This is a genomic window from Pleomorphomonas sp. T1.2MG-36, from assembly GCF_950100655.1.
GTDB lineage: Bacteria > Pseudomonadota > Alphaproteobacteria > Rhizobiales > Pleomorphomonadaceae > Pleomorphomonas.
In genome coordinates this window covers 818640-843809 of the sequence record NZ_CATNLY010000023.1, presented here as the reverse complement: position 1 = coordinate 843809, position 25170 = coordinate 818640, and the positions used below count along the sequence as shown (strand labels likewise).

Here is a 25170-nt window from a genome sequence, read left to right as displayed (position 1 = left end):
GCCATCACTCCGCCTTGATGCGCGGGTCGAGCAGCGGACTGAGGATGTCGATCAGAAACACCGCGATTGCGACGCCGATGATCGAGAGCGAGGCGAGACCGAGCACGAGGCTGTAGTCGCCCGCGTGCACCGCGTTGATCAGCAGCGTGCCGATGCCGGGGTAACCGAACACGATCTCAGTGATCACCGTGCCGTTGAAGATGGCGCCGAGCGACATGGCGAGACCGGTGAGTTGCGGGACGATGGCGTTGCGCACCACATAGGAGCGCAGGATGCGCGTCGAGCCGACGCCGCCGAGTTCGGCGAAGGTCACGTAGTCCTCGGTGACGATGTTGGAGGTCAGCGCCCGCATGCCCGTCAGCCAGGAGCCGGCGCCCACCAGCACCAGCGCCATCGCCGGGAGGATCGAATGGCGGATGATGTCGAGGATGAGCGTGAAGGATAGCGTCAGATCGGCGTTCATCTCGTAGCCGCCGGTGATCGGCAGCACGGGCCAGACGAACCCGAACAGGATCAGCAGGATGAAGGCCAGCACGTAGTAGGGGATCGGTTGCAGGCCGATCAGACCCAGGCTGATGATCTTCAGGATCCGGCTCTTGCGATAGTAGCCGGCAAGCGCGCCAAGCGTGTTGCCGAGCAGGAACGAGATCAGCGTTGCTGAAATCATCAGCCCGACGGTCCAGGGCAGGGCACGGAAGATGATCTGCGACACCGGCGTCGGGAAGGCCGACAGCGACGGGCCGAAGTCGCCACGGATGAGGCGGGACCAGAAGGTGACATACTGCTCGAAGAGGTTGCCTTGGAGCCCATAGAGCTCGGTCAGCGTCTTCCGCATGAGGGCGATCGCTTCCGGATCCGATTTGCCGAAATTGGTGATCGCCGTGATCGACTCGGCGACCGGATCGACCGGCGTCATGTGACTGATGAAGAAGGTCGCGGAAATGCCCAGGAAGACGACCAGCAACAGTTGGCCGAACCGGCGCGCGACGAAGATCATGTAGGCTGCCACGGGATCCCTAGCTCCGCTTGCACTGCCGGCATCGCCGGCGATCCGTCCAAAATGGCCCGCGCGGGCCGAGGTCCGCGCGGGTCGTCAAGAAGGAGGGCACGCCGAGGAGGAGAGGGGCGTGCCCGCCGCCGTCAGGGCTGCGCCGGCCGGAGCTTGACCATCATGAGGCGCGAGTTGCCCCAGTTCGGAACCGGATCGGTGTAGGGATCATCCGGGAACGTCGGGTAACCGGTCCAGTAGGTGGTGTCCATCGAGGCGAACACGTTGTAGGACATCATCGGAATGGTTGGCATTTCCTTCACCACCAGCTTCAGATAGTCCATGCCGTAGTCCACGCCCTTGGGATCGTCGAAGCTGATCCCGCGGATACCCTCGATGATCTTGTCGAGTTCCGGGCTCGACCAGCGTTGCCAGTTGCGGGCCGGCTGGACATCGCCAGGCTTGGCCACGAAGCTGGAATGCCAGCTGTCCAGGAAGAACGACATGTCGGCGTCGCCACCCCAGGTCTCGACGCTCCAGGCGATGGCGGCATCGAAGTCGCCGGCCTGCATCGGCTGCCAGGGGTTGGTCGTCGGCTGCGCCTTCGCGTCGATGCCGAACTGCTTCCACTGCTGGGTGATCAGCGTGCCCGCGCGGGTGAACACCGAGCGCGAGTCGCCCTCGACGGTCAGGCGGATCCGGAAGGGCTGGCCGTCCGGTTGCAGCCACTGGCTCCCGGACTTCTTGAAGCCGGCCTTCTCGAGCAGTTCGCCGGCCGCCTTCGGATCGGGCTTCCACCAGCCGTAGCCGAACTGGCTGGAAATGGCCGCCGGGTCGGTCGGGATCTGGTCCTTGAACTTCGGCTGCTTGCGTAGCATGTCGGCGATCTGTGTCGGGATCGTCGGGTCATAGGGCTTGATCTTGCTCTTGCCCGTGTCGAGTTCGAAGGACTTCAACCACTCGTGCATCGGCGCCTGGTAGGTCGGCATCGCCACGCCGGTCGGCGGCACGCCGATGGCCGACAGGGTCGCCGCTCCGCGATAGCTCGCAAGGTCGACGGCCTTGATGTCGATCAGGAGAGCGAGCGCCCAGCGCACGTCGGCATTGTCGAAGGGCGCCTTCTGCGTATTGAAGATCACGGCCGGAAGGGTCGGATCGGGATGCGCGTAGGGGAAGCCCTTGAACCAAGTGGCCAGCGACTTCGACTGCTCGACCAGCGTGAACATGCCTTCCGGCGTGTTGTCGTGGATGATGTCGAGCTCGTGCTTCAATTGGGCGATGGTCTTCTTGTCCGGCGGGCCGCCGTCCACATAGGCGGCGTATTTCGGACCGGGCTCGCCAATCAGGCCGAGCGGCGTCCGCTGCCAGTCCTCGCGCTTCTCCCAGATGTACCACTTGCCCTGCGGGTCGTAGTTCTTGAGCTTGTAAGCGCTGATCGAGATCGGGTTGGCGAAGTCGTACTTCAGCGGATCCTCGACCTTCTCGAACACATGCTTGGGCATGATCCAGATGGCGTTCCAGCGCACCGTGAACAGGGCGTGGAAGCGCGAATTCGGCTTCTTCAGCTTGAAGACGACGGTATAGGGATCGGTCGCCTTGATGCTGTCGACGCTGACGGTGAGAAGCGGACTCCACACCATGCCCGGATGGTCGATCTGAGTCTGCACGGTGTAGACGACATCGTCGGCGGTGAACTCGACGCCGTCGCTCCAGTACATCCCCTTGCGCAGCTTCACCGTCATCTCGGTGAAGTCGGCGTTGTAGATCGGCTTTTCGGCGGCCAACGAGTTGTACCACGGGCCGTTGATGCCCTGATCCGGGTCGATGTACCAGAGGGTATCCATCGTCAGCTGCTGCAGGCCGGTCGAGAGACCGCCGCCGCCGTTCACCCAGATGTTGAACCAACCCGGATTCTTGACGGTACCCTCCGGGTTTTCGATGATCACGGTTTCCTTGCGCGGCAGATTGGAAATGTCCTGCGCCTGGGCCGTATTGGCCAGAACCACGAGCGCGGCTCCGGCGAGAAACTTTCTCCATAGTCTCATGCGGTAATCCTCCCTCTAAAATGTCCACGTTGCACGGCGCGCCCCGAACGGGCGTCGAGCCATGTCCTCCAGACCGACGGGATGCTCAGGTCCTCCTTCTGCTGGCCGGCGCACGTGGGCGCGCCGACGTGAAATTGGAACCAGCCGCCATTCCTCCGAAGGCGGCCGGTTGGTTCAAACCGACAGGCGTATGACGTTGTAGGACAGCGGCGGCAGCTTGCAGCGGAGCGCGCCATCATCGACCAGCGTTCCGCCGACCGTTTTCGGCACCACATTGTCCGGGTTAGCGGCCGAGTTGACCGCCTTCAGATCCGGGTGGGTCATCTGGATGTGCTCGACGACGCGCGCGGCCGGGAAGCCGTTGAGCGCCGAGGCGAAGTCCAGCGACTCGGTGAGATGGCGGTTCACCACGAAGAAGGTCAGGGCGTCGCCGCCGGTCGAGCGCACCACCGAAAGGTCGAGATAGGGCACGTCGCTGGCGACATCGGCCTTGTAGGTCGGTCCGTCGACGACGGCAAGCAACGAGGTGCCGCGACCGTAGAGGGATGCGAACAGGAACGGATAGTAGATGGTCTGCTTCCAGGCCGGACCGCCCTCTTCGGTCATGATCGGGGCGATGACGTTGACCAGCTGCGCGATGCAGGCGATCTTCACCCGGTCGGCGCGGCGAATGAAGGTGTTGAGTACGCTGCCGACCTGCAACACGTCCTCGAAATTGTAGATGTCCTCCAGAAGGTGCGGAGCGTCCGGCCAATCGTCGCCTTCGAGGATCTTCTTGTCCTGCTCGTTGCTGTGGTACCAGACGTTCCATTCGTCGAAAGAGATCGTGACGTTTTTCTTGGAACGCTTTTTCGCCTTGATGTAGTCGATGACGCCGGAAACCGACTGGATATACCGATCGAGCGTCTCGGCCTGGGCGAGATAGTTGAGCGTGTTGTGTTCCTTGTTGGCGAAATACATGTGCAGCGACAGGTGGTCGACCACGTCATAGGTGTGATCGAGAACGGTCGCCTCCCAGTCGGGGAAGGTCGGCATGTTGGAACTGGACGAACCGCAGACCACCAGCTCCACCGACTTGTCGAACAGGCGCATCGCCTTGGCCGTCTCGTTGGCGAGCTTGCCATACTCGTCGGCCGACTTGTGGCCGACCTGCCAGGGACCGTCCATCTCGTTGCCGATACACCAGAGCTTGACGTTGTGCGGCTCCTTCCAGCCATGCTGCCGGCGCAGGTCGCTCCAGTAGGAGCCACCCGGATGGTTGCAGTACTCGATGAAGTTGCGCGCCGCATCGAGGCCGCGCGAACCGAGATTGACCGCCAGCATCGGCTTGGTACCGGCCTTCTTGCACCAGTCGACGAACTCATTGACGCCGATGTGGTTGTTGTCACGGGTGCGCCAGGCAAGATCGAGCCGGGTGGGGCGGCTCTCCCGCGGGCCGACGCCGTCTTCCCAGTTGTAGGCCGAAACGAAGTTGCCGCCGGGATAGCGGACATAGGGCGTGTTGAGGGCGCGAACCAGATCCAGCACGTCACCGCGGAAGCCGTCGGCGTCAGCCGTCGCATGTCCTGGCTCGTAGATGCCGGTGTAGATGGCGCGCCCCAAATGCTCCAGGAAGGAGCTGTAGACACGGTCGTCGATCTGGGAAATCGTGAAGTCCCGGTGGATGGTCACATTCGCTTTCACGTTGGCCCTCGCTCCCGCTGTAGTTTGTATTATTTTTTTTGATACATAACGCAGAGTATGTTTCGCACCTGTAGGGTTGTCAATCGGCCGATGTCCGCCCACGACCAAAGGCTGACGTCGATCCTGTGGAACAGCGAGAAGGTGTATTTTTCCACACAGATAGAAAATAGAAAAATGCACTCGCGAAGATAATGATGAATTATCGCGTCAATGTGGACAATAAATGAGAGTGAAAGCCGTATAAAGGATCAGTTTTCGGATCTGTACAGGCGCATGACGATGTCTTGATCGTAGTTTCCAAAGCCGCGACCGAAAATGTTTATGCCGCCTGGATGTTTTGCTTCGTCGGAAATGCCGATCTTCATGCGGATGGAATGGTGGTTGTCGAGATCGAGGTCGGCCAGTTTCACATCGGAAATTCTGATACCGTCGATGAACGTCCCGCGCTCGGAAATCGTCCAGGTCTTCAGCTTGCCGTATTGGGAGCCCTCGAGCTTCCACCAGCGCGGCGTATAGACGCCCCGCTTGTCGCCATAATCGCCGGGCGATGTCCAGGTGCCGGCCAGAACGTTGTTGACCCAGAGCGTGATGTCGGACGGCCAGTCGGCATTGGTGCCCGGTACCTCCGACGAGAGCTCCATGGAGAACTCGACGGCGCTGATCTCCTCATTCAATACCTTGGCGTTATTGGGAAATTTGTACTCGACATAGCCGCGCCCGAACCACAGGAGCCCTGCCTGCATGCGGTTGGGATCGAGAAAGAAATTCGGCACGTCGAGAAGGCCGATGACACCGTCGTTCGAACAGAGACCGCAAGGCGCACGCACGTCGCAACTGGTGTAGAGACCGATCGGCATCGACACCTCGATCGTCTCGTCGCGTGGCAGCGCGCCTGAATCATCAAACCTGATAACGATCTCGTCGTAGCGGGCCGAACAGATTTTCTGGTGCCCCTTCTTGGCCTTTACCGTCTTGGTATCGATCAGTTCCGCTTCCTCGAGCGCTTGTACCGACATGGCGACCGTCGACTGAGGCAGCGACAACTCGGCACTGATTTCATTGACATTCATAGGTCCCTTGCCGTGCAGGAGGCGCAGGATGTCGAGCCGGGTCGGCGAGGAGATGCCTTTGAGCGTGGCATGGCTGTCGGCGGCATGCAGCGTCAGGAAGTTTCTATTCAAGGGGATCACTCGAAAGCAGGGTCTATTCTTTCATATCACCGATCCTGATAGAGTCTATGGCAAATCATGGTTTGCTTCGGTCCGTTGGTAGAGGTCCGGAGGGTGAAGGCTGGTTTCCCCGGCTGACGCGACTACGGATCGACAGCCGGGGCTGTGTCGGCTAGAGCACCTCCGGACTGAGCTGACCAGTCGGATCGGAGCGTGGCTGTTTCTGCTCGTGAATCCGGAGCATTCGCTTGGCGGCCAGTTGTTTCAATCTGGTCGGCGAATGCTCTAGGTTGGCTTGGAAATGCCATGCGGAGGGCGCCTTCAGGTGGCTGCCTGTCCTCTGATGCTGCGGGAGAAAGACATGCCCTACCGGATGATCGCCCTCGATCTTGATGGCACGCTCCTCGACCCGGAAGGGCGTATCCGCCCGAGCACGATCGCCGCGCTTGGAGCTGCGAAGGGGCAGGGGCTTGAGGTGGTGCTGGTCACCGGCCGGCACCATTCGGTGACCCGTCCCTATTTCGAGGAGCTCGGGCTTTCGGGGCCTGCCATCTGCTGCAACGGCACCTATGTCTACGATTTTCCGACCGAGCGTGTGGTCAGCGGCGAGCCGTTCGAGCTTGCCGATGCGCGTCGCGTCGTCGCGTCCTGTCGCCAGCATGGCGTCTACATGCTGGTCTATCTCGACGATGTCATGCTCTACGAAGTGCCGACGCCGCACCTTCAAAAGCTGGGCGCCTGGATCGATGGGCTTTCCACCCGACCGAAGCCGGAGCTGCGGCGGATCCCGTCGGTGGAGGCGGTGCTCGATGCCGCTCCCAATGTCTGGAAATTCGTCGTCACGCATGCCGATGCCGGCCGCCTGGCGGGCTGGTACGCGGAGGCCGAGACCATGCCGGCCTATGCTGTCGAGTATTCCTGGCACGACCGGATCGACGTCATGCCGGCAGGGCGCAGCAAGGGCAGTCGCCTTGTTTCCTGGGCCGCCGAGCGGGGCGTCGACTCGCGTGACATCGTCGCCTTCGGCGACAATTTCAACGATGTGGACATGCTGACCGGTGTCGGTCTCGGCATCGCCATGGGCAACGCACCCGACGCGGTCAAGGCGAAGGCGGCCGAGGTCATCGGCACCAATGATACCGACGCCATAGCTTGCCGGATCGAGAGCCTTCTTCGCGCCTGAAACCGGCTGCCCCGGCTTTGGGCATGCCCGCCTATTGACCATCCTATGGTGGGTGATTACCACTTTCCGTTCAGAAACAACGCCCCCCGTTGCCGGTCGTGGTTCGCCTGCCGACCGGATCGCGGAATGGCGCGGGCGCTCGCGCTCCCGCCGGTGGTGCGCGTATGGTATGAAGGCGACGGCGCTGCGGCTCCTTGCGGACGACGCCGAGCGATCAAAGGTGGAGAAACCACCGATATATACGAAAAGGGGAATACTGAGATGAGCATGCCAGTCCTGGTAAAGCACCTGAGATATCTGTCGGCGGGCGCCGCTGTGGCCGCCTTTTTTGCCTTGAGCGGGCCATCCTTTGCCGTCACGCCCGCGGATACGCTGGTCGAAGGCTTTGCCATCGACGACATCATCACGCTCGATCCGGGTGAGGCGTTCGAGATTTCCACCGCCGAGGTCACCGGCAACACCTACTCGCTGCTCGTCCGCCTCGATCTGGACGACACCACCAAGGTGAAGAGCGATCTCGCCGACAGCTGGACGGTTTCCGATGACGGCCTCACCTACACGTTCAAGCTCAAGCCGGACCTGAAGTTTGCCTCCGGCAATCCGGTGACCGCCGATGATGTCGTCTTCTCGGTCGAGCGGCTGATCAAGATGGACAAGAGCCCCGCCTTCCTGTTCGGGCAGTTCGGTCTTACCGGCGACAACGTGACGGAAAAGGTCAAGGCGATCGATCCGCTCACCGTCAGCCTCACCGTGGACAAGCCCTACGCGACATCCTTCGTGCTCAACGTTCTGACGTCGACGGCCGGCGCGGTGCTCGACAAGAAGCTGGTCATGGAGCACGCCAAGGCGGTGACCCCGTCCGACGAGTACAAGTGGGACACCGATTTCGGCAACGATTGGCTGAAGACCAACTCTGCCGGCTCCGGGCCGTTCAAGATCGTCACGTGGAAGGCCAACGAAGCCGTCGTTCTCGAGCGCAACGACGGGTATTTCGGCGAACCGGCCAAGCTCAAGCGGGTCATCTATCGCCACATGAAGGAGAGTGCCGGCCAGCGTCTGGCGCTTGAGAACGGCGATATCGACGTTGCCCGCAACCTTGAGCCGGGCGACTTCGAGGCGGCCAGCGCCAATGCCGATCTCAGCACGATCTCGGCGCCGAAGGGCACCGTCTACTACATCTCTCTGAACCAGAAGAACCCGAACCTTGCCAAGCCCGAGGTCATCCAGGCCTTCAAGTACCTGATCGACTACGACGCCATCGGCGCCACCATGATCAAGGGCATCGGCGAGATTCATCAGTCCTTCCTGCCGAAGGGGCAGCTTGGCGCCATCGACGACAAGCCGTTCAAGTTCGACGTCGCCAAGGCCAAGGAACTGCTCGCCAAGGCCGGCCTCGCCGACGGCTTCACCCTCTCCATGGACACCCGCAACACGCAGCCGGTGACCGGCATCGCGGAGAACTTCCAACAGACGCTGGCGCAGGCCGGCGTCAAGCTGGAGATCATCCCCGGCGACGGCAAGCAGACCCTGACCAAGTATCGCGCCCGCCAGCACGACATGTACATCGGCCAGTGGGGCTCGGACTATTTCGATCCCAACTCCAACGCCGAGACCTTCACGGCCAATCCGGACAATTCCGACGAGGGCAAGGTGAAGACGCTGGCCTGGCGCAATGCCTGGGATCCCAAGGAACTCGACGCCGAAACCAAGGCTGCCCTTCTCGAGAAGGACACGGCCAAGCGAGCCGCCATGTACGAGGATCTCCAGCGCAAGGTGATGGAGAGCGGTCCGTTCGTTATGATCTACCAGCAGGTCGAAGTGGCCGCCTTTTCGGCCAAGCTGAAGGGCTTCAGGCTCGGTCCGTCCTTCGACACCAATCTGGTCTACTCCGTCTCCAAGGAATGACGGTGGGCTCCGCCTCTTTCCGGGGGCGGAGCTTCTCCCATCCCTGCAAGTGAGGAGCGGCCGGGCACGTGTCTCATCCGAAAACCATGCGATCCGTGGGGCTACGGCGCGCTCGCGGTGTTCTGGCCAACATTGGCCGGTTCGCCGTCATGTTGGCGACCACCTATCTGGGCCTGCTCGCGGTCACCTTCTTCATCGGCCGCGTCGTCCCGATCGATCCGGTGCTGGCGATCGTCGGCGATCGCGCTCCCGCCGCGGTCGTTGAGCGCGTCCGGGAGGAGATGGGCTTCAATCTGCCGCTCTGGCGCCAGTTCATCCTGTATCTCCAGCAGGCCCTGACCGGCGATTTCGGCACGTCGGTGCTGACGACCAACCCGGTGATGGAGGACATCCTCCGGGTGTTTCCGGCGACGCTGGAGCTTGCGACGGTCGGCACGCTGATCGGCGCCGGGCTCGGCGTGCCGCTTGGCGTCGTCGCCGCCGTCCGGCGCGGCTCGATTGCCGACCAGATCGTCCGCATCGTCGGGCTCGTCGGCTACTCCGTCCCGATCTTCTGGCTGGGGCTGCTGTCGCTGCTGCTGTTCTACGCCAAGCTGAAGTGGGTCGCCTATCCCGGCCGCCTCGATGTGGCCTACGAGTACACCTTCACCCCGATCACCGGCCTTTACCTCGTCGACGCCGCGTGGACGCGGCAGTGGGACGTCCTTTGGGACGCCTTCCGACACATCATCCTGCCCGGCGCTTTGCTTGGCTATTTCTCGCTCGCCTACATCAGCCGCATGACGCGCTCCTTCATGTTGAACGAGCTCGGCCAGGAGTACATCGTCGCCGCGCGCGCCAAAGGCCTCAGCGAACGCCGGATCGTCTGGTTTCATGCGCTCCGCAATGCCGCCGTGCCGCTCGTCACCGTCATCGCCCTGTCCTATGCCGGCCTGCTCGAAGGCTCGGTCCTGACCGAGACGGTGTTCTCGTGGCCGGGCATCGGCCTCTACATCACCAACTCCCTGCAGAATGCCGACATGAACGCCGTGCTCGGCGGCACCATCGTCATCGGTTCGGTGTTCATCACCATCAACATGCTGTCCGACCTCCTATATCGGCTGCTCGACCCGAGGACGCGCGCAAGATGACCGATCCCTCGTCTCCGGCCTCCGAAAGCTGGCGCGACTGGCTGCTCACCGCCGAGCCGCATTCCCGTCACCAGGCAAGGCTCGGCCGCGCCTACGTCACCTGGCGGCGCTTTTCCGAAAATCGCCTCGCCGTTGCCGGCCTGCTGATCATCGTCGCCCTGGTGCTGGTCGCCATCTTTGCCGATCTTCTGGCGCCGCATTCGGCGACCGTCGGCAACCTCGCCGGCGCCCGCCTGCTGCCACCGGGATCGCCCGGCTTCCTGCTCGGCACCGACGACCAGGGGCGCGACATCTTGTCCCGCCTTCTCGTGGGCTCACGGATCACGCTCGCCGTGGTGGCGCTGGTTGCCATCATCGCCGCGCCGGTCGGCCTGCTGATCGGCACGGTGTCCGGCTTTGCCGGTGGCTACGTCGATGCGGTGCTGATGCGCATCACCGACATTTTCCTGGCTTTCCCGAAACTGATCCTGGCGCTGGCCTTCGTCGCGGCGTTGGGGCCGGGCATCGAGAACGCCGTCATCGCCATCGCGCTGACCTCATGGCCGCCCTATGCCCGCCTGGCCCGCGCCGAAACGCTGGGCGTCAGAAACTCCGACTACATTGCCGCCGTTCGCCTGATGGGCGCTTCGCCGGCTCGCATCGTCATCCGACACATCATGCCAATGTGCCTTTCCTCGCTGATCGTCCGCGTCACGCTCGACATGGCCGGGATCATCCTGACGGCGGCCGGCCTCGGTTTCCTTGGCCTCGGCGCCCAGCCGCCGCTGCCGGAGTGGGGCACGATGATCGCGTCTGGCCGCCGTTTCATCCTCGACCAGTGGTGGGTGGCGACCATGCCCGGCATCGCCATCCTGATCGTCAGCCTCGGCTTCAATTTGCTTGGCGACGGTTTGCGCGATGCGCTCGACCCGCGGGGGACAGGCCGATGACGCCTTTGCTCACCGTACGCAACCTGTCGGTCACCTATCCCACCCGCACCGGCATCATCGAGGCGGTGCGCGGCATCTCCTTCGAGCTCGGGCGCGAGAGGCTCGGCATCGTCGGCGAGAGTGGCTCGGGCAAGTCGCAGACCGGCCGCGCCATCATGGGCTTGACGCCGCCTCCCGGCATCGTTCGCGCCGACGCGCTGTCGTTTTCGGGCGTCGATCTCCTGAGGGCTGGGCCAGCCACATGGCGCGACATGCGCGGCAGCCGCATGGCGATGATCCTGCAGGATCCCAAGTTCTCGCTCAATCCGGTGATGACCATCGGCCGCCAGATCACCGAAACGCTGCGCCACCATGAGACCATCTCGAAACGCGAGGCGCGGCGCCGCGCCCTGGAAATGCTCGAAGCGGTGCAGATCGCCGATCCGGAGCGGGTTTTCGCCCTCTATCCGCACGAGGTGTCGGGCGGCATGGGCCAGAGGGCGATGATCGCCATGATGCTGGTCTGCGGGCCGGAACTGCTGATCGCCGACGAGCCGACCTCGGCGCTCGACGTCACCGTCCAGCTCGAAGTGCTCGGCATTCTCGACCGGCTGGTGCGAGACAAGGGCATGGGGCTCATATTCATCAGCCACGATCTCCGCCTGGTCTCCTCCTTCTGCGACCGCGTGCTGGTGATGTATGCCGGTCGCATCGTCGAGGAACTAGCGACCGCCGATCTTGCCAGCGCCACGCATCCCTACACGCGCGGTCTGCTCGATTGCACGCCGAAGATCGGCGAGAGCCGGCACCCGCTGCCGGTCCTCGAGCGGCGGAAGGAGTGGGCGGCGTGACCATCCGCATCGAACACCTGTCGGTAACTTTTGACAGCTTTCAGGCACTGAAGTCCGTGAGCATTTCCGTCGACAAGGGCGAATCCTTCGGTCTCGTCGGCGAGAGCGGCTCGGGCAAGTCGACGCTGCTGCGCGCCGTGGCCGGCCTTGCGCCGGTCGGTGCCGGCACCATCGAGGTGAACGGCGAGGCATTGTCGGGCCACTGGCGCAGCCGTGCCTTTCGCCGCGCCGTGCAGATGGTCTTCCAGGATCCCTACGCATCGCTGCATCCGCGCCAGACCGTCGATCGGCAACTGCTGGAGCCGCTCGCCATTCATGGCATCGACGACGGCGAACGACGCATCCTGAAGGCGCTCGACGAAGTCGGACTCGGCTCGTCCTTCCGCTTCCGCTATCCCCATCAGCTATCGGGCGGTCAGCGGCAGCGCGTCGCCATTGCCCGCGCCCTGATCGTCGAACCGGAAATCCTGCTGCTCGACGAGCCCACCTCCGCACTCGACGCTTCGGTGCAGGCCGAGGTGCTGAACCTCTTGGAAGACGTGCGCAGCCGCCATGGCCTTACCTACATCATGGTCAGCCATGATCTGGGAGTGGTCACCCACATGTGCAGCCGCCTCGCCGTCATGAAAAGCGGCGAGGTGGTGGAAACGCTCGCCGCGGCCGACCTTGCCGGCGGCAGGATGGTGTCCGACTACACGCGGCGGCTGATGGTGGCGAGCAAGGGCTTCTCGCGGGAGGCCGGCAGTTAGAACATGTCCGGCAAACGAGGGTTTGACGGACGTGCTCTCCCCACGCTTTCTTTACCGGCGGCGGGCGAGGATTTACCAATGGCGAGTCGCCGATTGGAGCCCTTTCTCGTGGAAACCGACCTGTATCTGCCCGTCAAGCGCCACCTCGAAAGCCTTGGCCTCACCGTCAAGGGCGAGGTGAAGGGCTGCGATCTCGTTGGTCTGTCGGATGGCGAGCCCGAGCTGGTCGTGATTGGCGAACTCAAGCGCGCCTTCACCCTGGAACTGGTGTTGCAAGCTGTGGACCGCACCGCGGCGGCCGACGAGGTGTGGCTTGCCATCGGTGCCTCGAAGCGTGGCCGTGGTCGCGAGGGCGATCCGCGCGTCAGGAAGCTGTGCCGCTTCCTAGGCTTCGGCCTGATCGCCGTCACACCCACCGGCCTTGTCGAGGTGATCGTCGAGCCGGCACCCTGGAAGCCGCGCCGCGACGGCCGGCGCCGTTCCCGCATCGTCGAGGAGTTCCGCCGGCGCAGGGGCGATCCGATACCCGGTGGTTCTACCCGGTTGCCGCAGATGACGGCCTATCGCCAGCAAGCCCTTGCCGTTGCCAGCGCCTTGCGCGATGGCCCGCTCAGACCGCGCGATCTCAAGCCGATTGCCCCCGACGCGGCGAAAATCCTCCAGGCCGACGTCTATGGCTGGTTCGAACGGGTCGAGCGCGGCATTTACCGGTTGACCGATGGCGGCAAGGCGGCACTCGTCGCATGGGCGGCCTACCTGCCGGCAGAGGAGCCGGTGGCGGCGTAATGCTCACGTCATTGTGTGACGTGCAACCATCGGGCGCGTATGGCGGTTTTCCACGGCGATGCCATATTTCCCTGACCTGCCGGTGCATCGGAGCGACCTGCCCCCATGAATCCCTACTACGATCCTGCCAAGACCCACCACACGCCAGATGGCTTTCGCGACCCGGACGTGGAAACCGGCCGGGCCACCCTGCGCGATATCTGGAAGTGGAAACGGGAGGCACGGCGAGAGGGTAAGCCGCATCCGCCGGGAAGCCCGACGCCCAGGGTGCCCCCGGATCTCGCCCGTATCGCCGGCACTGAAACTTCAGCCACCTTCATCGGCCACTCAACCGTGTTGCTCCGCATCGGCGGTCTCACGGTGATGACCGATCCCGTCTTCAGCGAGCGTGCCTCGCCCTTCAGCTTCCTTGGCCCCAAGCGCTTCGTTCCGCCCGGCATCGCGCTCGACGAGTTGCCGCCGATCGATGTCGTGCTCATTTCCCACGGCCATTATGATCATCTCGACCGCGCCTCGGTGCGCCACATCAACCGACGCTTCGATGGTCGGACGCTGTTCGTCGTTCCACTCGGCGTCGGTGCTTTGCTGCGGCGCTGGGGCATCAGCAACGTCGTCGAGCTCGATTGGTGGGAGAGCCACAGCTATCGCGGCCTCGACATGACGCTGACGCCGGCCCGGCATTGGTCGGCGCGCAGCTTCAACGACCGGAACCGCATGCTGTGGGGCGCCTTTGCCATCTTCGCCGAGGGCTTCTCCTGCTATTTCGCGGGCGACAGCGGCTATGGCCCGCATTTTGGCGAGACGCGTCAGCGTCTTGAGCCGCGCGAGCGGAATGGCGTGCTGTTCGATCTCGCGCTGATGCCGATCGGCGCCTACGAGCCGCGTCGTATCATGAAGGAGCACCACATGAACCCCGAAGAAGCGGTGCTTGCGCACCAGGACATCGGGGCACGGCGGAGCATCGCCATCCACTGGGGCTGCTTCCAGCTCACCGACGAAGCGCTCGACGAGCCGCCGATGAGGCTTGCCGGGGCGCGTGTCGCCGCCAGTCTTGCCGTCGACGACTTCGTCGCTCTGCCGGTGGGCGGTTCCTGGTGGCGGCCGTCGGCGTGATCAGTCGCCGATGACCGTTCCGAGCTGAGCCAGCCGGGCCGGCAGAAGGCCGATGGTCGGCGCCGTCGCGTTGGCGAAGGCAAAACGCAGATAGCCGTCCTGTCCGGGCCCGAAATAGCTGCCGGGCACGGTGACGATCCCGGGCCGCCGGGCCAGCTCTTCCGCGACGCGTGCCGATGGTACGCCGGCAAAGGGGTGGCGGACGAAGGCGAAGTATGCCCCGACGGCGCCGATCTCCCAACCGTCCGCCTGGGCGATGGCCGCTTTCAGCGCATTGGCGCGAAGGGTGATCTCGGCCCGGTTGGTTTCTCGCCAGGCGCCAAGCCGGGGCAAGGCTTCGGCGACGGCGATCTGGCCGACGCGCGGCGCGCAGATCTGCAGGTTATCCATGATCTTGGCGATCTCGGCCACGACGGCGGGGCTGGCCGTTACCGCGCCCAGACGATAGCCGGGCACGCAGAAGCTCTTCGAGAAGGAGTAGAGCGAAATGAGCCCGTCGCCCCAGCCGGAGCGCAGGAAGAGATCGTGCGGCCGTCTCGCCTCCGCCGGCAGGAAGTCGCGATAGGTTTCGTCGAGGATCAGCCAGATGCCGCGCCGCCGGCAGAGTTCCAGGAGGTCGGCGAGAAGGGCTGGCGGATAGACGGCGCCGGTCGGATTGTTGGGCGAGACGACGGCGAAGGCTCTGACGTCGGGCGTGATCGCCTCGTCGAGCGCTTCAAGGCTCGGCAGGAATCCGCCCTCCGCCGGACAGTCGACGAGGCCGATGCCGACGCCGAACATGCGCAGCGAGGTCTCGTGATTGAAGTAGAACGGGTTGGATAGCAGAACGCGGCTGCCCGGCTCGGCGACGGCCAGCGCCGCGCAGATGAAGGCCTGGTTGCAGCCGGCGGTGATGTGGATGTTGTCGGCCGCGATGGCTGCCCCATAAAGGGTGCTCTCGTCGGCGGCGAGCGCGTCGCGCAGGGCACGTTCACCCTCGATCGGGCCATAGGCGGCCGTCGAAGGATTGGCCGCCGCCGCCCGCAAGAGCGCTATCAGCTCGGGGTGCGGCGGATAACCCGGCACGGCTTGCGACAGGTCGACCGTTGGCCCCAGGCTGCCGTCATAGGCACGGGCCCAGGCCTGAACGGAGGGAATGGGCGGCGGAGCGAGGTCGGCGACGAGAGGATTGAGGCGCGGCATGTCCGGGATCCTGTGACGGGTCTGTTTCAGGCATCGGGCGATAGGTTGGCTGGCCGGCGCTGCGGCGAGCGCGGCGACAGCTTGGGTTCGGGCAGGGCGTCGGCGTCGAGCGTCGCGAACATCCAGTCGACGAAGGCCTTGACGATCGGCGCCGAACGCATCTCGTTGCGGCAGGCGATGAAGAAACTGTCGTTGGCCGCCACCGAGAGGTCGAAGGGCACCACGAGATCGCCGTCGGCGATCAGACGGGCGGCAGTGATGGTATCGCCCACCGCGACGCCCTGTCCATGCACGGCCGCCTCGGTGGAAAGGCGTGCGTCGCCAAGGAAATGCTGGCGGCCGCGTGGCAGTTCGGCGGCGTCGGCCGCGGTGAGCCAGGTCGCCCACTCGTCGCCACGGTCGCCGTGCAGCAGGGTGTGATGGCGAAGGTCGCGCACCGAGCGCAGCGGCCGGCTGGCGATCAGACTCGGCGAAACCACCGGAAACAAGCGAAGCGAGCTCCACAACCGGCTCCAGCATCCGTCGACGCTGCCTCGGCCGTAGAGAATGACCAGATCGACTTCCGGATCGCCGACGCGTGCCGGGTCATTGCCGGCCGAAAGGTTCAGCGTGATGCCGGGGTAGGCGTCGGTGAAGCCATGGAGGCGTGGCAGCAGCCAGAAGGACAGGAGGCCGGCGACGCACATGATGGTCAGCGTGCCGCTTGCCTCGGGCCGTTGCAGGCGGGCCGTCGCGGTGGCGATGTCGCCGAAGGCCTGGGCCACGGCGGGTAGCAGCAAGGCGCCTTGCGCCGTCAGCCGCATGCGGCGGCTGCCGCGTTCGAACAGCGAAGACCCCAGCGTCTCTTCGAGAGCCCTGATCTGATGACTGACGGCGCCGTGGGTGACGCCGAGCTCACGCGCCGCCGCCGACACAGAGCCTCGGCGGGCCGTTGCCTCGAAGGCGCGCAGCGAGTTGAGCGGCGGCAGCCGGCTGGGAATTCCCTGGTCGCCCATCGGATCCGTCTGTGAGAAAAATTCACATACCTGGATAAATCAATGTGAATTGCATTTCAAATGGATTTGCCTTTTGATTGGGCAAACAAGGGGCAATCCAAGCTCCGGGGAACAGTTCAACAGGTCCGCCAAAGCGGTCGCCGCCGTGATGTCGGTCGTCCACGGGCGCGGCAGGTGGCCATGTGACGCGCCGGGGAGACATCAGCCATGGTCTGGGATGCCGAGCGGCTCAAGGCGCTGCGGGAGAAGTACACCGGCAAGCCGGGCGAGACCTACGATCCTCGCTACGCTCGGGTCGCTGCCCGCATATTCAAGGGTGGCACGCGTGCTGCCCCCTTTGCGGGCATGCCCACTTTGCTATCGGCTCCGGCCCGCTCCGTCGACTGGAATGCACCCGATCTGTCGGATCTCGACGTTGCCCTTCTCGGCATGCCGATGGATCTCGGCGTCACCAACCGCCCTGGTTCGCGGTTCGGACCGCGAGCGCTCAGAGCCATTGAGCGCATCGGTCCCTACAACGAGGCGCTCGATACCGCCCCCGTTCACGACATCTCGGTCGCCGATATCGGCGACGTACCGTTTCGCGGCCGCTTTCGCCTGGAGCAATCCCACGAAGATATCGAACGGACGGTTGCCGCCATCCTCGCAGCCGGCGTACTGCCGTTGTCGGTGGGGGGCGACCATTCGATCACCCACCCCGTCCTGCGCGCGGTCGGCGCCGAAGCGCCGGTCGGTCTCATCCACATCGACGCGCATTGCGATACCGGCGCGCCGTTCGACGACACCAAGTTCCATCACGGCGGCCCGTTCCGCAATGCCGTGCTCGACGGTGTGCTCGACCCCACCCGCACCATCCAGATCGGCATTCGTGGCTCGTCTGAGTATCTTTGGGAATTCTCGCGCGACAGCGGCATGACGGTGATCGACGCCAAGGACATCTCCGGCCTGGGCATTCCCGCCATCATCGAGATGGCGCGGCAAGTGGTCGGCGACGGTCCCACCTATCTGTCCTTCGACATCGACAGCATCGATCCGGCCTTCGCGCCGGGTACCGGCACGCCGGAGGTGGGTGGCCTCTCCAGCCGCGAGGCGCTGGCCCTGGTCAGGGGACTCAAAGGCCTGCTTCTCGTTGGCGGCGACGTCGTCGAAGTCGCCCCGCAATATGACGCGACCACCAACACCGCTCAGCTCGGCGCCCAGATGCTGTTCGAGATCCTGAGCCTGATGGTGTTCAGCCCGGCGCTGAAAAAGAGTAAATAAGCATTAACGAGGGGAACCGGCCGCGCATGCCGAATACGGCGACGGCCAGACAAAAGGGAACCAAAGAGATGACCAAGATCACCGACTTATCCATCAGCCGTCGCGCCTTGCTTGCCGCTGGCGCCACCGGTGCCGCCGTGCTCGCCATGCCCAGCGTGTTGCGCGCCCAGGATCGGACGCTCAAGGTCGGCGCCTACGGCGGCTATTTCAAGGATTCCTTCGACAAGAACGTCTTCCCCGAATTCACCAAGGCGACCGGTATCGCCGTGGAATCGGTGGCCGAGCCGACCGGCGAAGCCTGGCTCGTCCAGCTCCAGCAGGCCGCCACCGCCGGCGAGGCGCCGGCCGACGTGTCGATGATCTCGCAGACCTCTATGCTGAAGGGGCAGGCCACCGAACTGTGGGCGCCGCTCGACCCGGCCAAGATCAAGAACATCGACGGCCTGATCCCGGCCTTCGTCAACAAGTATCCCGATGGCCGCATCGCCGGCATCGGCGCCGTCGCCTGGTATGTGACGCTCGTCTCCAACACCGACGTCTACAAGGAAGCGCCGACCTCCTGGGCTTTCCTGTGGGATGCTTCCAATGCCGACAAGCTCGGCCTGATGGCGCTGGTCTCCAACTCCTTCTTGCTGGAAGTGACGGCCAAGACCTTCTTCGGCGGCACCAATGCGCTCGATACCGAGGAAGGTATCCTCAAGGCCTTCGACAAGCTGGCGGAGCTGAAGGGCAACGTCCGCCTGTGGTATCGCGACGAGGCGCAGTTCGAGCAGGCGCTGAAGTCGGGCGAGATCCCGATGGGCCAGTACTACCATGACGTGACGGGCCTCGCGATCGCCGATGGCTTCCACGTCCGCTCCACCTTCCCCAAGGAGGGTGGGATCCTCGACTCCGGCTGCTGGGCGCTGTCCAAGGCATCAAAGAAGGTCGAGGAAGCCCATCTGTTCATCGACTTCATGAGCCAGCCGTCGATCCAGGCACTGGTGACGCGCAAGGTCGGCACCGCGCCGACCGTCAAGCGCTCGCTGACCGACCTCACCGACGCCGAGTTCGCCGCGGCCTCGTCGGAAATCGATCCGATCATCCCGCGTTACGACATGCAGGTCGAAAAGGCCGACTGGCTGAACGAAAAGTGGACCGAGCTGATCGTCGGCTGACCGATCCCGCCACGTCCGGCGTCCCGCACGGCGGGGCGCCTCTTTTCTTGCCACGGGAATCCTCATGTCGGGTCTGGTCCTCAAAGGCGTCAGCCGGGAATTCGGCACGGTCAAGGCCGTGAACGATGTCGACCTCGAAGTGCCGAACGGGCGCTTCGTCTGCCTGCTCGGGCCGTCGGGTTGCGGCAAGACGACGCTGCTCCGAATGATCGCCGGCCTCGACGTGCCGTCGGCCGGTACCATCTCGATCGACGACGAGGACATTACCCGTCAGCCGACCCACAAGCGCAATCTCGGCATGGTGTTCCAGTCGCTGGCGCTGTTTCCGCATCTCACCGTCGGCGGCAACATCGCCTACGCGCTCAGGATCCGTGGCCTCTCCAAGGAGGAGCAGGCTCGACGCGTCGAGGAGTTGCTGGCTCTCGTTCACCTGCCGGGTTATGCCGACCGTCCGGTGGCCAAGCTGTCGGGTGGCCAACGCCAACGCGTTGCCATCGCCCGGGCGCTGGCCGTCAGTCCGCGCCTATTCCTGCTCGACGAACCGTTGTCGGCACTCGACGCCAAGCTCAGGGAAGCGATGCAGGTCGAGCTGCGTCAGCTGCAGCAGCAACTCGGCATCACCACCATCGTGGTCACCCATGACCAGCGCGAGGCGATGACCATGGCCGACACGGTGATCGTCATGCAGGGCGGCGAGATCCGTCAGGCGGCCTCACCGGTCGAGATCTACAGAAAGCCAGCCGATACCTTTGTCGCTGACTTCATCGGTTCCACCAACCTGATCGACATCGCGCGTGACGGCGACCGTGCCGTTCTGCTCGGCCGTCCTGCCGCCGTGGCTCTGCCTTACGGCGTCTCGAAGGCCACGCTGTCGGTGCGGCCGGAGGATGTCGAGCTGACCGCGCCGTCCTCGGACCTGCCGGAGGCCAAGGTCACCTTCGTGCGCGATCTTGGCGGCGCCATCGAGTTCTTCCTCGATGCCGGCGGCACGCAGGTGGTCGCCGTCACCAGTCCGCGCGCGCGGCCCGAGGTCGCCATCGGCGATCGCGTCGGCATTCGCCTCGACCCCACTCGCTCCGTGGTGCTCACCCGATGAGACGCGAACCGGCCCGGGGCCTCGTCCAGCACCTGCCGGTGATCTTTCCCGGCCTGATGCTGACCGTCTTCTTCATCGTGCCGTTCGGCACCATGGTGGCGGTCAGCTTCTTTCGCCGTCAGCAGGGCGGCTTCTACGTGCCGGATTTCGTGCTGGCCAACTATGCCCGCTTCCTGACGCCGTTCTTCGGCAACGTCCTGGTCTTCTCGCTCTATCTCGCCATTGCCGTGGCGGTGGTGTCGCTGATCGTCGCCGTGCCCTTCACCTATCTGATCGCCCGCTCGCGCCGCATGACGCAGGTGATCTGGCTGGTGGCGCTTCTCTCCATCCTGTCGCTGTCGGAAGTGATCATCGGCTTTGCTTGGTCGACGCTGCTGTCGCGCACCGCCGGCATCACCAACCTGCTCGTCCGGCTCGGTCTGATGGAGGCTCCGCAGGCGTTGGTGCCAGGCTTCGGCGCCGTGCTCACCGGCATGGTCTATCAGGCGATGCCCTATGCCGTGCTGGTGCTCTATCCCTCCATGGTCCGGCTCGATCCGACGCTGACCGAAGCGGCGCGCACGCTGGGCGCCTCGCCGCTCAAGGCCTTTTTCACCGTGGTGCTGCCGGCGCTCAGGACGACGCTGATCGCCACGCTGATCATGGCCTTCATCTTCGCGCTCGGTTCCTATCTTCTGCCGCAGATCCTGGGCCGACCCAGCCACTGGACGCTGTCGGTGCTAATCACCGACCAGGCGCTCTACCAATCCAACATGCCGTTCGCGGCGGCCATGGCCGTGTTCCTGGTGCTGGTGTCGCTGGCGCTGGTCGCGCTGACCATGCTCGCCGGCAAGAAGCTGGAGGCCTGAGATGGGACGCCTGCTCTCCCGCCTCTATCTGGCGCTGGTCGGCATCTTTCTCGCCGCGCCGATCGTCGTCGTCACCGGCGTCTCGTTCAACGAGAAGCAGAATCTCGCATTTCCGCCGCAGGGCTTCTCCCTGCACTGGTTCGCCGAGATCTTCGTCAACCCCGAGTGGCTTCGCGCGCTTGTCGCCTCTGTGCTGCTGGCCGTCACCTCGGCGGCGCTGGCCGTCGCCATCGCCTTGCCGCTCGCCTGGTTTCTGTGGCGGCGCGTCGCGCCGTGGGCGCAGGTATTCCAACTGCTCGGCGTCGCGCCCTTCACGCTGCCGCCGGTGATCACCGCGCTGGGCTTTCTCACCTTCTGGGCGACGTCCGGCTTCTACGGTCAGGTGTGGACGGCCGTGATCGCCCACGCCATCTTCTTCGTGACGCTGCCGCTGGTGACGCTGACGCTCGGCTTCTCGTCGATCGATCGTTCGCTGACGGAGGCGGCCGCCACCATGGGCGCCGACGACCGGACGGTGTTCCGAACCGTCGTCTTGCCGCTGATCCTGCCCTATGTCGTCTCCGGCTACGCCTTCGCCTTCGTGCTGTCGCTCAACGAATACATCGTCGCCTACATGACCATCGGCTTCGTGCGCGAAACGCTGCCGATCAAGGTGTTCAACGCGCTCCGCTACGGCTACACGCCGACCATGGCGGCCGTGTCGGTGTTGTTCGTGGCCGTGACGGCAGCGGTGTTCGGCCTCATCGCCCGCTTCGGCGACCTGCCCAGACTGATGGGCGCCATGTCCTCGAAGGACTGACCTGCGGCCTGCCCTAAATGACCTTGCCGGGGTTGAGGAGGCCTTTGGGGTCGACCGCCGCCTTGAGGCGCTTCATCAAGGCGATCTCGGCGGATGACCGGCTGTGGGCCAGCCAGCCGCGCTTCAGCGCGCCGATGCCGTGTTCGGCCGACACCGAGCCGGAGAAGCTGCGCGTGACGCCGTAAACGACGCTTTCCACCGCATGATGGCCGTGCGGGCCTGGCTCGGGCACCGAGGCCATGACATGGATGTTGCCGTCAGCGGCGTGGCCGAAGAACACGGCCCGGCTCGCCGGCAGCTCGCGCGCCAGCGCTACGCGGCAAGCGTCGACGAAGCGTCCGACCTCACTGGGTGGCAAGCCGACGTCGAAGCTCTCATGATCGCCCAGCACCGGCTCGATTTCCGCCGAGGCGTCGCGGATCGCCCAGAAGGCCTCCATGTCGGACAGTGACTGCGCCAGCATCGCATCTTCGACAAGGCCCGCCTCATAGATGCCCTCCAGGAAGGCCTCGAATGCGGCGCCGTCACGCGTCGCGTCGCGGCCGTGCCCCTCGACCAGCAGATAGAGACCGTGTCCGCCGTCGAATGGATCGCGGCGGCCGGGTACGTTTGCCGTCACCATCGTCCAGTAGTCGGGCCACATCACCTCGAAGGCGGACAGCGTCGGACCGAGATCGGCGCGGGCGCTGGCGAGAATGTCGGCGGCGGCTTCGAAGTCGCGAACGGCGACCAACGCCAGCCCGGTCCAGCGGGGCAGCGGTTGAAGCGCGAACACCACCCGCGTCACCACGCCGAGCAGGCCCTCGGATCCGACGAACATCTGTTTCAGGTCGGGCCCGGCGTTGTTCTTCAGCATCTTGTTCAGCGAGCCGATCACCGTGCCGTCGGCAAGCACCGCCTCGAGGCCGATCACCGAGGCGCGCGTCATGCCGTAGCGCAGCACGCGATTGCCGCCGGCATTGGTCGACACGATGCCGCCGGCCGTCGCCGTGCCGCGCGCGCCGAAATCGACCGGGAACAGGAACCCTTCCGCCTCGGCCGCCCGCTGCATCGCCTCAAGCGGTGTGCCGGCCCTGGCCGTCAGCGTCATGGCGCGGCCGTCGATCTCCTTGATGCCGGTGAGCCGCTCGAGTGAGAGCGCCAGCGATCCGGGAGCCGGCGTCGCTCCGCCGCAGAGGCCGGTCAGTCCGCCCTGTACGGTCACGGCGAGATGGTGACGGGAGGCGATGGCAAGCGCGGCCGACACCTCGTCGGTCGACGCGGGCCGCAGGACGGCGAGTGGCCCCTGCGGAGGCAGCACGGAGGCATCGGCATGGTTGCGGGGCGGGATATCGTCGCCGTCAAGATATCCGGACGGCCCGAGCGCCGCCCGCAGTTCCAAAAAAGCCTGTGCCTCGCCGCGCCCGTTCATCTCGCCGCCCCGCTGCAAATCTGCGACCGGCATAGCATGCCGGCCGGTGAGCAGGACAGGTCGATTGGCCTCCTGTGCTGTCGCTCAGGAATAAACCCGTACGAGATGGTTCTCCCGATGCTCGATGAGGTGGCCTCCGAACCGGGCGGTATCGGCGACGAGCCCCAGGTCCTTCAGCTCTTCCTCGCTCCAGCGCTCGTGGAGATGCGGTACGGCGTCGAGCAGGGATCGGGTGTAGGGATGCTGCGGGTCGCCGAACACCTTGTCGGTCGCCCCCATTTCGACGATGACGCCCTTCTGCAGGATGATGATCCGGTCGGAGATGTAGTTGCCCAGCGCGAGGTCGTGGGTGACGAAGATGATCGACAGTCCCTTGCGCTTGAGATCGCCGAGCAGGTTGAGCACGTCGATGCGGGTCGAGGCGTCGAGCATCGAAATGATCTCGTCGGCGACGAGCAGCCGGATGTCGAGAACGAGGGCGCGAGCGATCAAGAGGCGCTGCAACTGACCGCCGCTCATCTGGTGGGGGAACTTGTCGAGGGCGGCGTCCTCCAGGCCGACGGCGTTGAGCGCGCCCGTCAGGCGTTCCTCCCAAGCTGCGTTATCAAGGTCGGCCAGGAACTCGCGGCGGATGGTGCGGAAAACGCGCCCGACCTTGAAGATCGGGTTGAACGAACTGAAGGGATCCTGAAACACGCCCTGGACGCGGCGATAGTAGGCCTTCAGGCTGGCGCCTTTCAGCGTCGAGACGTCCTCGCCATCGAAGGTGATGCGTCCCTCGCTCACCGACGTGAGACGAAGGATCATGCGACCGACGGTGGTCTTGCCCGAGCCGCTTTCGCCGATCAGGGAGACCACCTCGCCGGGCTTCACCTCGAAGTCGATGTCTTGGATCACGCGCTTCTTCTTGCCGCCAAAGGCGCCAGAGCGGAACACCTTGGATACGTTCTCAACCTTGAGCATGGGCGTCCGCCTTCCAGCAAGCGACCTGATGGTCGGGAGCGATCTCGATGAAGGGGGGCTCTTCGACGCACTTGCCGAAGGCCAGCGGGCAACGGTCGCGGAAGCGGCAGCCTGCCGGCGGAGAGAGGAGAGACGGTGGTCGCCCCTTGATGCCCGGCAACCGCTTATCCTCGAAGCGGATGCCCACCTCGGGCAGCGAACCGAGCAACAGGCGCGTGTAGGGATGCACCGGTGCCTCGACGATGGTGCGCGTCGGCGCCTTCTCGGCCAGTTTGCCGGCGTACATGATCATGATGCTGTCGGCGATCTGGGCGAGGATGGCGAGATCGTGGGTGACCACGATCATCGATTTGACGTAACCGCGATCGCGGAACTCCACCAGCGCACCGGCCACCTTCTTCTGCGAGGCCACGTCGAGGGCCGACGTCACCTCGTCGGCGATGAGCAGCGACGGATCGAGCAGGGTCGAGAGGACCATGACGACGCGCTGCTTCATGCCGCCGGACAGCTCGATCGGATACATGCCGAGCACGTCGGGCGCGAGACCGAGAATGGCGAGGCGCCGTTCGAGCTCGGGGCGCAACGCCGCCCCCTTGAGCCCGCGCGTTTCCAGAAGCTCGTCGATCATCCGGCCGATGCGGCGCGTCGGATTGAGCGCGCTCATGGCATATTGAGGAACGATGGAGACCTCGCGGAAGCGGTATGGGTTCATCGCCTTGTCGTCGGCGATCGGCAGGACCTTGTCGTCGAGCCTTACCTCTCCGCCGACATATTGCATGCGTTCTTCGAGGCGGATCAGCGCCTTGCCCAGCGTCGACTTGCCGCAGCCGGACTCGCCGGCCAGGCCCATGATTTCGCCGTCGGCGACGGAGAAGCTGACGCCGTCGAGGGCTTTGACGCTGCCGGCGAGCGTCCGATAGTGGATCTTGAGGTCGGATACCGCCAGCAT

The 25170-nt window shown here is 64.5% G+C and carries 22 protein-coding genes; 13 read left to right on the top strand and 9 right to left on the bottom strand.

The window, feature by feature from the left end; all coding sequences use genetic code 11:
• Nucleotides 1-4: 4 nt before the first annotated feature.
• The 4 genes from QQZ18_RS15290 to QQZ18_RS15275 form a co-directional block, all read right to left on the bottom strand.
• Nucleotides 5-997, bottom strand: coding sequence for an ABC transporter permease (locus QQZ18_RS15290; protein WP_446728663.1), 993 nt, complete (start codon nt 995-997; stop codon nt 5-7).
• A 143-nt stretch (nt 998-1140) separates the two neighbouring features.
• Nucleotides 1141-3033 (bottom strand): ABC transporter substrate-binding protein, encoded by a 1893-nt coding sequence (locus tag QQZ18_RS15285; RefSeq protein WP_284541773.1) that lies wholly within the window; start codon nt 3031-3033, stop codon nt 1141-1143.
• Between the two features lie 174 nt (nt 3034-3207).
• A complete protein-coding gene (gene arfA, locus QQZ18_RS15280; RefSeq protein ID WP_284541772.1) occupies nt 3208-4716 on the bottom strand; it encodes an arabinosylfuranosidase ArfA in 1509 nt (502 codons plus the stop codon).
• A gap of 248 nt (nt 4717-4964) precedes the next feature.
• On the bottom strand, nt 4965-5897 hold the full coding sequence (locus tag QQZ18_RS15275; RefSeq protein ID WP_284541770.1) for an ArsR/SmtB family transcription factor: 933 nt from the start codon (nt 5895-5897) through the stop codon (nt 4965-4967).
• A 349-nt stretch (nt 5898-6246) separates the two neighbouring features.
• Here QQZ18_RS15275 and QQZ18_RS15270 point away from each other — a divergent pair, with 349 nt between their 5' ends.
• From QQZ18_RS15270 to QQZ18_RS15235, 8 genes are all read left to right on the top strand, one after another.
• Complete coding sequence (locus tag QQZ18_RS15270) at nt 6247-7068, top strand: pyridoxal phosphatase (RefSeq protein WP_284541769.1); 822 nt, start codon at nt 6247-6249, stop codon at nt 7066-7068.
• A gap of 267 nt (nt 7069-7335) precedes the next feature.
• The gene (locus QQZ18_RS15265; RefSeq protein ID WP_284541897.1) at nt 7336-8973 is read left to right on the top strand and encodes an ABC transporter substrate-binding protein; all 1638 of its coding nucleotides are present in this window, start codon (nt 7336-7338) and stop codon (nt 8971-8973) included.
• Between the two features lie 86 nt (nt 8974-9059).
• Nucleotides 9060-10103 carry an ABC transporter permease gene (locus QQZ18_RS15260; RefSeq protein WP_284541896.1) on the top strand — a complete coding sequence of 348 codons (1044 nt, stop codon included), beginning with the start codon at nt 9060-9062 and terminating at the stop codon, nt 10101-10103.
• Nucleotides 10100-11032, top strand: a complete 933-nt coding sequence (locus tag QQZ18_RS15255) for an ABC transporter permease (protein ID WP_284541768.1) — start codon at nt 10100-10102, stop codon at nt 11030-11032. The genes QQZ18_RS15260 and QQZ18_RS15255 overlap by 4 nt, the downstream gene beginning before the upstream one ends.
• Nucleotides 11029-11862: an ABC transporter ATP-binding protein gene (locus QQZ18_RS15250; RefSeq protein ID WP_284541767.1), complete on the top strand. Its 834-nt coding sequence runs from the start codon at nt 11029-11031 to the stop codon at nt 11860-11862. Before QQZ18_RS15255 ends, QQZ18_RS15250 begins: the two co-directional genes overlap by 4 nt.
• The gene (locus QQZ18_RS15245; protein WP_284541766.1) at nt 11859-12611 is read left to right on the top strand and encodes an ABC transporter ATP-binding protein; all 753 of its coding nucleotides are present in this window, start codon (nt 11859-11861) and stop codon (nt 12609-12611) included. The genes QQZ18_RS15250 and QQZ18_RS15245 overlap by 4 nt, the downstream gene beginning before the upstream one ends.
• Nucleotides 12612-12719: 108 nt before the next feature.
• On the top strand, nt 12720-13397 hold the full coding sequence (locus QQZ18_RS15240) for a DUF2161 domain-containing phosphodiesterase (RefSeq protein WP_284541765.1): 678 nt from the start codon (nt 12720-12722) through the stop codon (nt 13395-13397).
• Between the two features lie 105 nt (nt 13398-13502).
• Nucleotides 13503-14510 carry an MBL fold metallo-hydrolase gene (locus QQZ18_RS15235; RefSeq protein WP_284541764.1) on the top strand — a complete coding sequence of 336 codons (1008 nt, stop codon included), beginning with the start codon at nt 13503-13505 and terminating at the stop codon, nt 14508-14510.
• On the opposite strand, the gene QQZ18_RS15230 is transcribed toward QQZ18_RS15235, so the two are convergent.
• Together QQZ18_RS15230 and QQZ18_RS15225 are read right to left on the bottom strand one after the other, a co-directional pair.
• Nucleotides 14511-15692 carry an aminotransferase gene (locus QQZ18_RS15230; protein WP_284541763.1) on the bottom strand — a complete coding sequence of 394 codons (1182 nt, stop codon included), beginning with the start codon at nt 15690-15692 and terminating at the stop codon, nt 14511-14513.
• Between the two features lie 26 nt (nt 15693-15718).
• Nucleotides 15719-16672, bottom strand: a complete 954-nt coding sequence (locus QQZ18_RS15225; protein ID WP_284541895.1) for a LysR substrate-binding domain-containing protein — start codon at nt 16670-16672, stop codon at nt 15719-15721.
• A gap of 222 nt (nt 16673-16894) precedes the next feature.
• On the opposite strand from QQZ18_RS15225, the gene speB reads away from it, so the two are divergent.
• The 5 genes from speB (at nt 16895) to QQZ18_RS15200 (ending at nt 21847) form a co-directional block, all read left to right on the top strand.
• Nucleotides 16895-17947 carry an agmatinase gene (gene speB / locus QQZ18_RS15220; protein WP_284541762.1) on the top strand — a complete coding sequence of 351 codons (1053 nt, stop codon included), beginning with the start codon at nt 16895-16897 and terminating at the stop codon, nt 17945-17947.
• Between the two features lie 68 nt (nt 17948-18015).
• A complete protein-coding gene (locus QQZ18_RS15215) occupies nt 18016-19104 on the top strand; it encodes an ABC transporter substrate-binding protein (protein WP_446728653.1) in 1089 nt (362 codons plus the stop codon).
• Nucleotides 19105-19168: 64 nt separating this feature from the next.
• A complete protein-coding gene (locus tag QQZ18_RS15210; protein ID WP_284541761.1) occupies nt 19169-20200 on the top strand; it encodes an ABC transporter ATP-binding protein in 1032 nt (343 codons plus the stop codon).
• The gene (locus QQZ18_RS15205) at nt 20197-21048 is read left to right on the top strand and encodes an ABC transporter permease (RefSeq protein WP_284541760.1); all 852 of its coding nucleotides are present in this window, start codon (nt 20197-20199) and stop codon (nt 21046-21048) included. Before QQZ18_RS15210 ends, QQZ18_RS15205 begins: the two co-directional genes overlap by 4 nt.
• Before the next feature lies 1 nt (nt 21049).
• Nucleotides 21050-21847 carry an ABC transporter permease gene (locus tag QQZ18_RS15200; protein WP_284541759.1) on the top strand — a complete coding sequence of 266 codons (798 nt, stop codon included), beginning with the start codon at nt 21050-21052 and terminating at the stop codon, nt 21845-21847.
• A gap of 13 nt (nt 21848-21860) precedes the next feature.
• Here QQZ18_RS15200 and QQZ18_RS15195 read toward each other — a convergent pair whose 3' ends face one another.
• From QQZ18_RS15195 to QQZ18_RS15185, 3 genes are read right to left on the bottom strand one after another with little or no spacing between them, the layout of a single operon-like run.
• Nucleotides 21861-23291 (bottom strand): FAD-binding oxidoreductase, encoded by a 1431-nt coding sequence (locus tag QQZ18_RS15195; protein WP_342398923.1) that lies wholly within the window; start codon nt 23289-23291, stop codon nt 21861-21863.
• A 51-nt stretch (nt 23292-23342) separates the two neighbouring features.
• Complete coding sequence (locus QQZ18_RS15190) at nt 23343-24221, bottom strand: ABC transporter ATP-binding protein (protein WP_284541758.1); 879 nt, start codon at nt 24219-24221, stop codon at nt 23343-23345.
• Nucleotides 24208-25170 (bottom strand): ABC transporter ATP-binding protein, encoded by a 963-nt coding sequence (locus tag QQZ18_RS15185; protein ID WP_284541757.1) that lies wholly within the window; start codon nt 25168-25170, stop codon nt 24208-24210. Before QQZ18_RS15185 ends, QQZ18_RS15190 begins: the two co-directional genes overlap by 14 nt.